At 71.8% G+C, this 13581-nt stretch carries 8 protein-coding genes; all 8 read right to left on the reverse strand.

The features are described from left to right. Window positions 1-71: 71 nt before the first annotated feature. Window positions 72-2006, reverse strand: a complete 1935-nt coding sequence (locus tag ACWDGI_RS06345; RefSeq protein WP_450755905.1) for an AMP-dependent synthetase/ligase — start codon at window positions 2004-2006, stop codon at window positions 72-74. Window positions 2007-2148: 142 nt separating this feature from the next. After that, window positions 2149-3657, reverse strand: coding sequence for a YfbK domain-containing protein (locus ACWDGI_RS06350; protein WP_450755907.1), 1509 nt, complete (start codon window positions 3655-3657; stop codon window positions 2149-2151). A 165-nt stretch (window positions 3658-3822) separates the two neighbouring features. Next, entirely contained in the window at window positions 3823-4677 is an 855-nt protein-coding gene (locus ACWDGI_RS06355; protein WP_450755909.1) for an ABC transporter permease, read from the reverse strand. Continuing rightward, complete coding sequence (locus tag ACWDGI_RS06360; RefSeq protein ID WP_450755911.1) at window positions 4674-7322, reverse strand: CocE/NonD family hydrolase; 2649 nt, start codon at window positions 7320-7322, stop codon at window positions 4674-4676. Before ACWDGI_RS06360 ends, ACWDGI_RS06355 begins: the two co-directional genes overlap by 4 nt. 324 nt (window positions 7323-7646) lie before the next feature. Next, window positions 7647-9044 (reverse strand): APC family permease, encoded by a 1398-nt coding sequence (locus tag ACWDGI_RS06365; protein WP_450755913.1) that lies wholly within the window; start codon window positions 9042-9044, stop codon window positions 7647-7649. 331 nt (window positions 9045-9375) lie between these two features. Continuing rightward, complete coding sequence (mmsA, locus tag ACWDGI_RS06370) at window positions 9376-10878, reverse strand: CoA-acylating methylmalonate-semialdehyde dehydrogenase (protein WP_450755915.1); 1503 nt, start codon at window positions 10876-10878, stop codon at window positions 9376-9378. 14 nt (window positions 10879-10892) lie between these two features. Continuing rightward, entirely contained in the window at window positions 10893-12764 is a 1872-nt protein-coding gene (gene iolD / locus ACWDGI_RS06375; protein WP_450755917.1) for a 3D-(3,5/4)-trihydroxycyclohexane-1,2-dione acylhydrolase (decyclizing), read from the reverse strand. Continuing rightward, on the reverse strand, window positions 12761-13576 hold the full coding sequence (iolB, locus tag ACWDGI_RS06380; protein ID WP_450755919.1) for a 5-deoxy-glucuronate isomerase: 816 nt from the start codon (window positions 13574-13576) through the stop codon (window positions 12761-12763). Before iolB ends, iolD begins: the two co-directional genes overlap by 4 nt. Window positions 13577-13581: the final 5 nt, after the last annotated feature.

A 13581-nucleotide genomic window follows, 5' to 3' on the forward strand; every position in this document is an offset into this window, starting at 1 on the left:
GCGGACGGCGGGCCACCGGTTCTCCCGGTGGCCCGCCGTCTTTTGCCCCCGCGGCTCACTCGCCTCGCGGCTCACTTTCGGTACAGCGCCTCGATCTCGTCGGCGTAGCGGGCGGTCACCGCGTGCCGCTTCACCTTGAGCGACGGGGTGAGCAGGCCGTTGTCCTCGGTGAACTCGCCCTCGACCAGCACGAAGGCACGGATCGACTCCGCCCGGGAGACGGCCGCGTTGGCGTGGTCGACCGCCTTCTGCACCTCGGCCCGCAGCCGGTCGTCGCGCACCAGCTCGGCGAGCGGGGTGTCCGGCGGCAGCTTCCGTACGGACAGCCAGTGGGCGAGGGCCTCGGGGTCCAGGGTGATCAGCGCGGCGACGAAGGGCCGGTTGTCGCCGACCACCAGGCACTGGCCGACGGGCGCGCGGCTGCGCAGCCGGTCCTCCAGGACCGCCGGGGAGACGTTCTTGCCGCCGGAGGTGACCAGCAGGTCCTTCTTGCGGCCGGTGATGGTGAGATAGCCGTCCGCGTCGAGCGCGCCGAGGTCGCCGGTCGCGAACCAGCCGTCGTCCGGCAGTACTTCGGCGGTCGCGGCCGGGTTGTTCCAGTACGCCCCGAAGACCACCGGCCCCTTGATCAGCACCTCGCCGTCGTCGGCGATCCGGACGGCCGTCCCGGGGATCGGCTGTCCGACCGTACCGGGGCGGGGCGCCAGCGGCGGCACGATGGTGGCGGCCGCACTGGTCTCGGTCAGGCCGTAGCCCTCGTAGACGACGATCCCGGCCGCGTGGAAGAACAGGTTGAGGTTCCGGTCGAGCGGGGAGCCGCCGCTGACGGCGTACCGCATCCGGCCGCCGAGTTCCTTGCGGATACGGCGGTAGACCAGCAGGTCGTACAGCGCCCAGGCGGCGTACAGGCCGGGGCCGGGGCCCTTTCCGGTGCCGAGGAACTTGTTCAGGTAGGCCTCGGCGAAGCGCACGCCGATCCGTTCCGCCCGGTCGAAGGAAGCGGCCCGGCCGATCTTCTCGGCCGTCGCCCGCCCGGTGTCGTGGATCTTCTCGAAGAGGTACGGCACCCCGACCAGGAACGTCGGCCGGAACTCCCGCAGGGCGGGCCGGAGTTCGTCCGGCTGCACGCTCGGGAAGTGGCCCATCTCGATCCGACCCATCAGGCAGGCGATCTGCAGCGTACGGCCCAGGATGTGGGCGAGCGGCAGGAACAGCAGGGTCGAGGCGGTCTGCCCGGTGACCTCCTGGAAGACGGGGTACAGCAGCTCGACCGTGTTGGCGGCCTCGGCGTGCAGGTTGGCGTGGGTGAGGACACAGCCCTTGGGGCGGCCGGTGGTGCCGGAGGTGTAGCAGACCGTCGCGGTCGACTCGGGGGTGAGGGTGCCACGGCGCTTGACGACGTCCTCGTCGGGGATGTCCGCGCCGAGGGCGGTGAGTTCGGCGACCGCGCCGCCCGTCGCGGCAGCGGCTGAGGTCTCCGTCAGTTCCCAGACGCGCGGGGGTCGGGGGTGCCGGGCGGTGCCGCTGGTGACGGTGGCGGTGTTCTCCGGTGTCTCGGTGACGACATGGCGGACGCCGGAGTCCCGGACGATCCACGCCACCTGCTCGGCGGAGGAGGTGGGGTAGACCGGGACGGTCACCCCGCCCGCCGACCAGATGGCGAAGTCGAGGACCGTCCACTCGTAGCGGGTGCGGGACATCACGGCGACGCGGTCGCCTGCGGCGACGCCGGCTGCGATCAACCCCTTTGCCACGGCGGTCACCTGGGCGGCGAAGGCGGCCGCCGTGACGGTGCCCTCGCTGCGGCGGATCGCGGTGGCGCCGGGGTCCTCGGCCGCGTTGGTGTAGGGGAGGTCGGCGAGGGAGCCGGTGGTGAGGGGCGCGGCGAGATGCTCCCGGCGCGCCTCCCGTACGACACCGGCCTGGTCCCTGATGACTTCGACCCTGCCCCGGGCGGCGAGGTCGGTGCGTCGACGTGCTCGCTTGAGGTCGCTGCGTACGCCCATGGGGCGCCAACTTACTCAGAAGTAAGGGGAGGTCAATGGGTTCGCGCGGTTTGCGGTTCGAGTGCGGGCGGGTGGGGGGTCGAGCGCGCCGACGCGGCGGTAGCCGCACATTGACACGGACCCGCGCCCCTGACGGGGCGCTTCAGTCAGCGGCGTTTGGACGGCTCGCCTCCCTGATGGCTGTCGCCAGGTCGGAGACGTCCCTGTCCTCGGTCGTTCGTGCCAGCGTCGTGGCTCGGGAGTGGAGGCTGCTGAGGCTCGGCTTCCCGGGGATGTCGTAGTCGCCGCCCGCCAGCGCGTCCGCGAAGTACGCCGCCACCGCCGTCACCTGGAAGCGCGGGGACGCCGTCCAGACCGAGTAGTGCAGGGCGCCGGCCTCCATCGCGCCCGTGTCCTCGTGCGGGGCGCGGGTCTCGGGGTCCAGCCAGCGGACCGTGGCGGTGGCCAGGTGCCCCTCCGTGCCGGGCCTGGTGCGGACCGCGTAGAGGGCCGTCACCGTGTGGCCGGGGCCCACCTCGCCGCCGTCCACCCGGTCGTCGCGGAAGTCCTTGTCGGCGACCTTGCGGTCCTGGTAGCCGATCAGCCGGAAGTCGGCGACCGTGTGCGGGTCGAAGGCCACCTGGGCCTTGGCGTCGCGGGCCACCAGGTCGATGTTCTGCGGGAGTTGCCGGCAGAAGACCCGGTTCGCGGTGGCGGTGTCGGAGACGTACGTGGTGTGGCCGTCGCCCTTGTCGGCGAGGCGTTCCATGAGCGCGTCGCCGTAGTCGCTGCCCACCCCCACGCCGAACAGCGTGATGCCGTACTCGCGGCGGTCGCTGTCGATGCGCTTCAGGATGGCGTCGGGGTCGGTCTCGCCGTCGTTGGCGAGGCCGTCGGAGATCAGGACGACACGGTTGGTGGCGTCCTTGCGCAGGCCCGCGACGGCGGTGGCGTAGCCGGTCTCCACGCCCTCGCCGAGGTTGGTGGAGTAGAGGGCGGCGAGGCTGTCGACGGCGTCGTGGATCTCCCCGCGGTGACCGGCGAGGCGGGTCATCGGCAGGACCTTCTCGGCGCGTTCGCTGAAGGCGACGATCGCGACCGAGTCGTCGTCGCGGAGCCGGTCGGTCATCGTGTCCAGGGACTTCTTGGCGAGGTCCAGCCGGCCCGGCTCGTCCATGGAGCCGGAGACGTCGATGACGAAGGTGAGGGCCGCCGGCGGCCGGTCGGCGGTGGCGTCGGCGGGGCGGGTGGCGAGGCCGACCCGGACGAGGGACCAGTTCGGGTCGGTGGTCCGGGCGCCGTCCACCGTGACCGTGAAGCCGTTGTGGTCGGGGGTGGGGTAGTCCTGGCGGAAGCTGTTGACGAACTCCTCGGCGCGGACCGTCGAGGGGGCGGGGCGCGCGCCGTCGGCGAGGGTGCGGCGGGCGTAGCCGTAGGACGCGGTGTCCACGTCCAGGGCGAAGGTGGAGAGATAGTCGGAGGGCGGGGTGGTCGCGGAGTCCTCGCGCTGCGGCCGGCTGGGAGCCGGGGCCGGCAGGCTGTTGCTCTGTCTCGAGTCGGTGGACGAGTGGCTGCCGTCGCCCGCGCTGCAGGCCGTCAGCAGCAGGGCGCCCGCGGTGGTGAGGGCGAGCAGCGCCCCGGAGATCTGTCGTCGGGTCCGGTGTCGGTCCATCGTGTGTGCCCCCTGTGCCGGTCGGAGTCGGCTTCCTGGCTCTCTGGCCTTGTGTCGACTCTGACGGCGCAGGGGGGTGGAACGTGCGACCCGAAGGGTTGCGGATGGATCTCGAACGGGGCACGGACCAGGGGTTTCGAGGCCGGAGGGAGATCGTCCGGTGACCTAGGAGACCACGTCCTTGCGGGCGAAACCCCGGAAGGCCAGGGCGAACAGCACCAGGGCGTACGTTATGGAAATCGCGGTTCCCTGGATCATGCCGGACCACTCGGGATGCGGTTGTACGGCGTCCGCCCAGGCGAACTGCCAGTGCGCGGGCAGGAAGTCGCGCCAGTGGCCGAGGGCGGTGACCGCGTCCAGGACGTTGCCGACGATGGTCAGGCCGACCGCGCCGCCGACCGCGCCGAGGGGTGCGTCCGTCTTGGTGGAGAGCCAGAACGCCAGCCCCGCGGTGACCAGTTGGGACAGGAAGACGTACGCCACCACGACCGCCAGGCGCTGGGCCGCGGTGCCGGTGTCGAGTTCGCCGCCGGTCGGGATCTGGAGCGGCCCCCAGCCGTAGGCGGCGGTGCCGACGGCCAGCGCGACCAGCGGCAGCAGGACCATCGCGGCCAGGCTGAGTCCGAGGGCGACGACCAGCTTGGACCAGAGCAGGCGGGCCCGCGGCACGGGTGCGGCGAGCAGATAGCGCAGGGAGGACCAGCTGGCCTCCGAGGCCACCGTGTCCCCGCAGAACAGGGCGACCGGGATGACCAGCAGGAACCCCGCCGACACGAACAGGTTGACCGCGGCGAAGTTGGCGCCGGACGCGGTGGCCGTGTCCAGCAGGGTGACCTGGCCGTTCCGCTCGCCCGGCTGGCCGCCGATGGCGAACGCGATCAGCAGGACGAACGGCAGTACGGCGAGGATCCCGCCCATCACCAGGGTGCGGCGGCGCTTGAGCTGGCGGACCAGCTCGACGCGCAGCGGCAGGGTGCGGCCCGCCCGATAGCCGGAGGCGACCTCGGTGAACGTGCTCATGCGGAACCTCCGATCAGGGTGAGGAAGGCGTCTTCGAGGCGGCGGTGGGGGCCCACCGACGCCACGGGCACATCGAGCCGGACCAGTTCGGCGACCAGTCGCGGCGCGCTGCCGCCGGGCTCCATGCGGACCAGCAGTCCGTCGTCCGTGCGGGTCACCGAGGCGACGCCGGACAGCGCGGCCACCTTCTCCACCACGGGCTCCTCCACGGGCACGCCGGTGCCGACGAGCAGGGTGTCGCCGGAGCCGACGATCTCCGCGACCGGGCCGGCCTGGATCAGCCGGCCGCGGTCCATCACCACGAGGTGGGTGCAGGACTGCTCGACCTCGGCGAGGAGATGGCTGGAGACGATCACCGTGCGGCCGGCGGCCGCGTAGCGGATCATCACCTCGCGCATCTCGCGGATCTGCGGCGGGTCCAGGCCGTTGGTCGGTTCGTCGAGGATGAGCAGGTCCGGCAGGCCGAGCATGGCCTGGGCGATGGCCAGGCGCTGGCGCATGCCCTGCGAGTAGGTGCGGACCGCGCGGGCCAGCGCGTCGCCGAGGCCCGCGATCTTGAGGGCCTCCTCGATGTGGGAGTCCGCCGCCGGGCGGCCGGTGGCCTGCCAGTACAGCTCCAGGTTCTCCCGGCCGGAGAGGTGCGGCAGGAAGCCGGCGCCCTCCACGAAGGCGCCGACCCGGGAGAGGACGGGGGCACCGGGGCGGACGGCGTGGCCGAAGACCCGGATATCGCCGTCGTCCGGCTTGATCAGGCCCATCAGCATGCGGAGGGTGGTGGTCTTGCCCGCGCCGTTCGGGCCGAGCAGGCCGAGGACCTGGCCCTTCTCGACGCGGAAGGACAGCTCGCGGACCGCGTACCGGTCGGTGGAGCCCGCGTAGCGCTTGCTCAGGTCCGTGATCTGCAGCGGGACGTCGGCGAGTTCGGGGTCGGGTGCCGGGGTGGCGGTACGGCGGCGGCCGGTGAGCAGCAGGGCCACGGCGGCGAGCGCTCCGGCCGACGGCAGCCACCACACCCAGGCGGGCAGCGCCGCGGCGGCCGTGTCCACCTGGGGTGCCGTCGGCACGCTGAGAGCGCCCCTGAGGGAGACCGTGTAGGTCGCCGGGGCGGTCGGGGAGGCGTAGCCGAGGTCGGTGGAGGCGAGGACCAGGCGCAGCCGGTGGCCCTTCTGCACCTCGTGGTCGATCGCCGGGAGGGTGACCGTGACGTCCTTGCCGGACCTGGCTCCCTCGACGCGGATCGGGGCGACCAGCTGGGAGGGCAGCACCTGCCGGGTGCCGCCCGGGCCGACGTCGTACACCTTGCCGAAGAGCACGGCGTCGTCGCTCGTCGAGGTGATGTGGACGGTGGCCGTGGGTGAGCCGGTGATCTGCACGTTGTCGGCGACGGGCGCCGAGTCGAAGCGGGCGTACTGGCCCGGGAAGTCCAGGGAGACGCCGACGCCGAGGGAGGAGAGCTGGGCGAGGCCGCCGCCGGCGCCGAGGCCGGGCAGCGCGGAGACGGCGGGCGGGGTGGCGCCCGCCGGGTTCTGGACGCGCTGTGTGCCGCCCGTCAGGGCGATGGACCTCCGGTCGCTCTCCAGGCCGGGGTAGCTGTCCGAGGTCGCGCCCCGCAGCTGGGCGGCGCCGTCGGTGGAGTCGACGCCTCCGGTGCGGGTGATCCGGAAGGCCGGGCCGGTTCCGGTGGCCTTGTCGTCCTTCAGGTAGCGGTCGAACCAGGAGGTGATCCGGCCCTCGACGCGGCTGGTCTCCAGGTCGCCGCCGTCGTGGCCGCCGGCGATCCAGTCGACGTCGACGGGGGCGCCGGCCGCCCGGATCGCCTTCGCGGCGGCGTCGGACTGGGCGAGTGTGAAGAGGGAGTCGGTCTGGCCCTGGAAGAGCAGGGTCGGCACCTTGATGCGGGCGCCGACGGCCGACGGCGAGCGCTCCTCCAGGAGCTTGACCGCGGCCGCGTCCGGCCTGCCCGACTCGGCGACCCGGTCGTACATCGCGCACAGCGCCGGCTCGAACCTGGCGCAGCCGCCGCCGGTGTTGAAGAAGATCCCGGCCCACAGCTTCTTGAAGACGCCGTTCGGGAACAGGGCGTCCGCGAGGTTCCAGTAGGTGATCGACGGGGCGATCGCGTCCACGCGCCGGTCGTAGCCGGCGGCCAGGAGGGAGATCGCGCCGCCGTAGGAGCCGCCGGCCATGCCGACGCGGGGGTCGCCGGGCTTGTCGAGCCGGACCTGGGGCTGCTTCGCGAGCCAGTCGATGAGCCGGGAGACGTCGGCGACCTCGCCCTTCGGGTCGTTCAGGCCGATACTGCCGGTCGACCTGCCGAAGCCGCGGGCGGACCAGGTGAGGACCGCGTAGCCCTGGCGGGCGAGGTCCTCGGCCTCCTGGCGCATGTCGGCCTTGGAGCCGCCGAAGCCGTGGGCGAGCAGGACCGCGGGGCGCCGGCCGGTGCCGGGGGTGGTGAAGAACGAGGTGTCCAGCCGTACCCCGTCGACGGCCATGACCTGGTCGGACCGGTGGACCGGGGTCGGGTCGTCGGACGCGACGGCCGTCCACGTGCCGGCGCCGACGAGCACGACGACGGCGGCCGCGGCGGACAGAAGCCGTCGCGGCCGCCGAAGCAGGGCTCGTAGGCCGGGGGGTCGAAGATCCATGCCCTCAACGGTACGGGGCCGTACCGGCATCCGATGCCGACGGTGGGCTGAACAGCGGGCCATCCCCGAGGAGTACGGCCGCGTTGCCGCGTACTTCGGGTGCGGTACACCGGGGCGCCGGGGCGACCTCGGGTGCGGGCCGGTGGGGGCCGTTCGCGCCCGCGCGGCGGTAGCCGCAGATCGATACAGCCCCGCGCCCCTGTCGGGGCCGCTTCGGTTCGTGCGAACAGTTGCGCACCGTCGCGGCCGTTCGCGCCCGCGCGGCGGTAGCCGCAGATCGATACAGCCCCGCGCCCCTGTCGGGGCGCTGCAGTCGCCCCCTCTTCAGGACTGGACGTCCTCCGGGATCGAGACGACCCAGTGGGTTTCCTTGCGGGGGCGGAGGTAGAAGGCCCAGTAGAGGGTTGCCGCTGCTGTGATGCCGCCGGTCCACAGGAGGTAGACGGTTTCCTGCTGGGTGAGGATGTAGGCGAGGACGGCGATGAGGAGGATCGGCATCGCCGGCCACAGGGGCATGCGCCAGGCCGGGGTGTGCTTGTGGGCGCCCCGGCGGGCCAGCAGGGCGGCGACGGCGACCAGGAGGTACATGCCGGTCACGGACACGCCCGTCACGCCGTACAGGGTGTCCAGGTTGACGAAGCAGAGCAGGGCGCCGGGGACGCCGACGGCGAGGGTGGCCACCCAGGGGGAGCCGAACCGGCCCAGGCGGGAGAGGGCGCTGTTGACCGGTGCCGGCCACGCCTTGTCGCGGGCCGAGGCGAACAGGACGCGGGAGTTCTGGATGACCATGACGATGCCCGCGTTGATGATCGCGAGGGCCACGCAGAGGCTGACGAACGTGCCGACCGCGGAGTTGGACCAGGCGGTGACCATGGCGCTGATGTCACCGCCGGTGAGGGCCTTGAGGTCGGTCGCGCCCATGGTGATCGCGGCGACCGGGACGAGGATGATCACCGTGGAGATCGCGAGGGTGGCGAGGACCGTGCGGGCGACGTTGCGGCGCGGGTTCTCCAGTTCCTCGGAGAGGTAGACCGCCGTGGAGAAGCCCTGGGTGACGAAGAGGGCGATGGCGAGGCCGGAGACGACGAGCATGGCGGTGACCGTGGTGGTGTGGCCGCCCGTGTCCGCCACCTGCATGGAGGTGAGGCTGCCGACGCCCCGGTGGCTGTGGGAGAAGCCCAGCACGGCCACCACGCCCGCGGCGATGACCTCCAGGACCAGGAAGATGCCGGTGATCCAGGCGTTCGCGCGCAGGTCCAGGAGGCCGGCGAGGGTCGCCAGCAGCATCACGCCGGCGCCGGTCATGGCGGGGTCCAGGTGGACGATCGGGGCCAGGTAGTCGGCCGTACCCATCGCGATCACCGGGGGCACGATCATCACGACGAGGAGGGAGAGGACGAAGACCAGCCAGCCGGCCAGGCGGCCCGCCATCGTGGAGACCATGGCGTACTCGCCGCCCGCGCTGGGGATGAGCGTGCCCAGTTCCGAGTAGCAGAACGCCACGGCGATACAGAGGAGGGAGCCGATGGCGATCGTCAGGGCGGTGGCGGTGCCGAGGGACCCGAACAGGTCGGGCACGACCACGAAGAGCGTCGAGGCGGGGGTCACGCAGGAGAGGGTCAGGAGGGTGCCGCCGACCACGCCGATGGAGCGCTTGAGCGTCTTGGGACTGTCGGACACCTCGGGGAGGGCGGTCTCGACAGGGCGGAGCGTGTCGGTCATGCGGCGGTTCCGATCGCGTCGTTGCGGATGCCTCCGGCGGTTGGGCTGTGCTGCATGGAACCCCGACGAAAACCGCGGCGTCAATGGCTGTTTACCTTCGGATTCCGCACCCTTAAAGCGACGGTGGTCACATCGCATTCGCAGGGTCGAGCACGCGCATAGGGCAATCACCAAGCCTTCCGATCGCCTGACCTTGCTTTCGAAGGTCACACGCCAAGAGTGCTTAAGCCATCCGTTTCATCCCGTCCACACGGGAACCGCAGCCCGGCCGACAAAAAAAGTCGAGGCCGTCCGGTATCCGGACGGCCTCGACTGGGTCAGTCGGTCACTCTCAGTGGTTGCGCGGGAAGCCCAGGTCGACACCGGCCGGGGCCTCGGACGGGTCCGGCCAGCGGGTCGTGACGACCTTGCCGCGGGTGTAGAAGTGCGTGCCGTCGTTGCCGTAGATGTGGTGGTCGCCGAAGAGCGAGTCCTTCCAGCCGCCGAAGCTGTGGTAGCCGACGGGGACCGGGATCGGGACGTTCACGCCGACCATGCCGGCCTCGATCTCCAGCTGGAAGCGGCGGGCGGCGCCGCCGTCCCGGGTGAAGATCGCGGTGCCGTTGCCGAACGGCGAGGCGTTGATGAGCGCCACACCGTCCTCGTAGGTGTCCACGCGCAGCACGCACAGCACCGGGCCGAAGATCTCGTCCTGGTAGGCCTTCGCGGACGTGGGCACCTTGTCGAGCAGCGAGATGCCGATCCAGTGGCCGTCCTCGAAGCCGTCCACCGTGTAGCCGGTGCCGTCCAGGACGACCTCGCAGCCCTCGGCGGCCGCGCCCTCGACGTAGGAGGCCACCTTGTCGCGGTGGACCGCCGTGATCAGCGGGCCCATCTCCGACGTCGGGTCGTTGCCGGGGCCGATCTTGATCTTCTCGGCGCGCTCACGGATCTTCGCCACCAGTTCGTCGCCGATGGAGCCGACCGCGACGACGGCCGAGATGGCCATGCAGCGCTCGCCCGCCGAGCCGTAGGCCGCGGAGACGGCCGCGTCGGCCGCCGCGTCCAGGTCGGCGTCCGGGAGGACCAGCATGTGGTTCTTGGCGCCGCCCAGGGCCTGCACGCGCTTGTGGTTGGCCGAGGCGGTGGTGTGGATGTGGCGGGCGATCGGGGTCGAGCCGACGAAGGAGACGGCCTTGACGTCCGGGTGCTCCAGGAGGCGGTCCACGGCCGCCTTGTCGCCGTGCACGACGTTGAAGACACCGTCCGGCAGGCCGGCCTCGGCCAGCAGTTCGGCGATCTTGATGGAGGCGGAGGGGTCCTTCTCGGACGGCTTGAGGACGAAGGTGTTGCCGGTCGCGATGGCGATCGGGAACATCCACATCGGGACCATCGCCGGGAAGTTGAACGGCGTGATGCCCGCGACCACGCCCAGCGGCTGGCGGATCGAGGAGACGTCCACGCGGCTGGCGACCTGCGTCGACAGCTCGCCCTTCAGCTGCACGTTGATGCCGCAGGCCAGGTCCACGATCTCCAGGCCGCGGGCGACCTCGCCGAGCGCGTCCGAGTGCACCTTGCCGTGCTCGGCGGTGATCAGCTCGGCGATGGCGTCCCGGTTGGCGTCCAGCAGGGCGCGGAAACGGAACAGGATCTCCGTGCGCCTGGCCAGCGAGGACTGGCCCCAGGTCGCGTAGGCCTCCTTGGCGGCCTGGACCGCCGCGTCGACCTCGTCGACCGAGGCGAACGCGACCTTGGTGGTGACGGCGCCGGTCGCGGGGTCGGTGACCGGCCCGTACGTGCCCGACGCGCCTTCGACGGTCTTGCCGCCGATCCAGTGGTTGACGATCTTCGTCATGACCGGTTACTCCTTCACAGATGGCGGCGTCGGGTAGAGACGTGCCGTTCGTACAGCTCACGTGCCTTGACCGCGGACGCTCGGGTCGCGGTCTCGGCCACAGGTACATCCCACCAGGCCTGCGCGGGAGGCGGGCCCGACACAGTGTCGGCCGTTTCGGTCTCCACGTAGACACATGTGGGAGTGTCGGCGGCCCGCGCCTCGACGAGCGCCGAGCGCAGGTCACGGACGGTCTTGGCGCGCAGGACGCGCATGCCGAGGCTGGCCGCGTTGGCGGCCAGGTCGACGGGGAGCGGGGCGCCCGTGAAGGTGCCGTCCGCCGTGGGGAAGCGGTACGCGGTGCCGAACCGCTCGCCGCCCACCGACTCGGAGAGTCCGCCGATGGAGGCGTAGCCGTGGTTCTGCACCAGCAGCACCTTGATGGCGATCCCCTCCTGGACGGCGGTGACTATCTCGGTCGGCATCATCAGATACGTGCCGTCGCCGACCAGCGCCCAGACGTTCCGCTCCGGCGCGGCGAGTTTCACCCCGATGGCGGCCGGGATCTCGTAGCCCATGCACGAGTAGCCGTACTCCAGGTGGTACTGGTCCCGCGACCGGGTCCGCCACATCCGGTGCAGGTCGCCGGGGAGCGAGCCGGCCGCGTTGACCAGGACGTCGCTCTCGTCGACGAGCGCGTCCAGGGCGCCGAGGACCTGCGGCTGGGTCGGCCGGATGTCCGGCTCCTCGGCCTCGTAGCAGGCGTCGACGCGCTGTTCCCACCGCTCCTTGTCGTCGGTGTACTCGGTGACGTACGCATCGGCGGCGCGGTGGCCGTCCAGCGCCCGGCGCAGTTGCCCGAGGGCACTGCGGGCGTCGGCGACCAGGGGCAGGCCGGCCAGCTTGTGGCCGTCGTGGGGCGCGATGTTGAGGTTGAGGAAGCGGACGTCCGGGTTCTCGAAGAGGGTGCCGGAGGCCGTGGTGAAGTCGGTGTAGCGGGTGCCGACGCCGATCACCAGGTCGGCGGTGCGGGCGAGTTCGTCGGCGGTGGCGGTGCCGGTGTGGCCGACGCCGCCGACGTCCTGCGGGTGGTCCCAGCACAGCGAGCCCTTGCCGGCCTGCGTGGACGCGACCGGGATGCGGGTGGCTTCGGCGAACTCGGCGAGGACGGCTTCGGCGCGGCTGTGGTGGACCCCGCCGCCGGCGATGACCAGGGGGCGGCGGGCGCTCCTGATCGCCCCTGCGGCGGCGGCGAGTTCGACCGGGTCGGCGCCCGGCCGTCGTACCGTCCACACCCGCTCCGCGAAGAACTCCTCGGGCCAGTCGTACGCCTCGGCCTGGACGTCCTGCGGGAGCGCGAGGGTCACGGCGCCGGTCTCGACGGGGTCGGTGAGCACGCGCATGGCGGCGAGGGCCGACGGGATCAGCTGCTCGGGGCGGGTGATCCGGTCGAAGAACCTCGACACCGGGCGCAGGGTGTCGTTGACCGACACGTCGGCGGCGTGCGGGACTTCGAGCTGCTGGAGGACCGGGTCGGCGGGGCGGGTCGCGAAGACGTCGCCGGGCAGGAGCAGCACCGGGAGGTGGTTGATCGTCGCGAGGGCGGCGCCGGTGACCAGGTTGGTGGCGCCGGGGCCGATGGAGGTGGTGACGGCGTGCGTGGCGAGACGGTTCGACTGACGCGCGTAGCCGACGGCCGCGTGCACCATGGCCTGTTCGTTGCGGCCCTGGTGGTACGGCATCTCGTCCGCGTACTCGACGAGGGCCTGGCCGAGGCCGGCCACGTTGCCGTGGCCGAAGATGCCCCAGGTGGCGCCGATCAGGCGGTGGCGCTCGCCGTCGCGTTCGGTGTACTGGGCGGCGAGGAAGCGGACAAGCGCTTGCGCGACGGTGAGCCGTATCGTCATCGATACCCCTCGGTGTGATCCGGGTGGAAGCAGATCCGCCACTCCCGCGTCTCACCCGGCCCCGCCATGACGTTCAGGTAGTACATGTCGTGCCCGGGCTGCGCGATCGACGGGCCGTGCCATCCGTCGGGGACCAGCACGACGTCGCCGGAGCGGACCTCGGCGAGGACGTCCGTACCGCCCTCACGGGAGGGGAATACGCGCTGATAGCCGAAACCGTTCGGTCCGTCGATCTCGAAGTAGTAGATCTCCTCCAGCTCCGACTCCTCGCCGGGCCGGTACTCGTCGTGCTTGTGCGACGGGTACGAGGACCAGTTGCCGCCCGGGGTGACGACTTCCACGGCGATGAGCTTGTCGCAGTCGAACGAGTCCGCGGAGGCGAAGTTGCGCACCTGCCGGGCGCTGGTGCCGCTGCCGCGGTCTTCGACGGGAACCTCCGGCGCGGGGCCGTAGCGGGCGGGGAGTCGTCGCTCGCACTTCGCTCCTGCCAGGGCGAAGCGGCCTCCCGCGCCGGAGGCGATCTGGACCTGGGCGTCCCGGGGCACGTAGACGAAGTCGGAGACTCCGGCGAACACGCTCCCCCGGCCCAGGATCTGGAACTCTGTTCCCTCCGTTCGCACCGTACAACCGCCTGCCAGCGGAAGCACGATCCACTCACTGTCCCCCGTGGTGAACAAGTGGCTGCCACCGGGCGGCAGTTCGACGATCCGGAGGCTGCTGTGCGCCCAGCCGGCCCGCTTCGGGTCGATGTCGAGCACGTACTGTGCGTTGGCGGTCGAACCCTTGCTCAGGTGCAGCTCGTTCGTCGTCATCAGGG

The sequence above is a fragment of the Streptomyces sp. NPDC001220 genome, from assembly GCF_053597895.1.

What these genes read in the sequence shown, in the direction of transcription:
- iolB (WP_450755919.1), bottom strand. Translation starts at nt 13,576, where the DNA reads ATGACGACGAACGAGCTGCACCTGAGCAAGGGTTCGACCGCCAACGCA.
- ACWDGI_RS06345 (WP_450755905.1), bottom strand. Translation starts at nt 2,006, where the DNA reads ATGGGCGTACGCAGCGACCTCAAGCGAGCACGTCGACGCACCGACCTC.
- iolD (WP_450755917.1), bottom strand. Translation starts at nt 12,764, where the DNA reads ATGACGATACGGCTCACCGTCGCGCAAGCGCTTGTCCGCTTCCTCGCC.
- ACWDGI_RS06365 (WP_450755913.1), bottom strand. Translation starts at nt 9,044, where the DNA reads ATGACCGACACGCTCCGCCCTGTCGAGACCGCCCTCCCCGAGGTGTCC.
- ACWDGI_RS06360 (WP_450755911.1), bottom strand. Translation starts at nt 7,322, where the DNA reads ATGGATCTTCGACCCCCCGGCCTACGAGCCCTGCTTCGGCGGCCGCGA.
- ACWDGI_RS06355 (WP_450755909.1), bottom strand. Translation starts at nt 4,677, where the DNA reads ATGAGCACGTTCACCGAGGTCGCCTCCGGCTATCGGGCGGGCCGCACC.
- mmsA (WP_450755915.1), bottom strand. Translation starts at nt 10,878, where the DNA reads ATGACGAAGATCGTCAACCACTGGATCGGCGGCAAGACCGTCGAAGGC.
- ACWDGI_RS06350 (WP_450755907.1), bottom strand. Translation starts at nt 3,657, where the DNA reads ATGGACCGACACCGGACCCGACGACAGATCTCCGGGGCGCTGCTCGCC.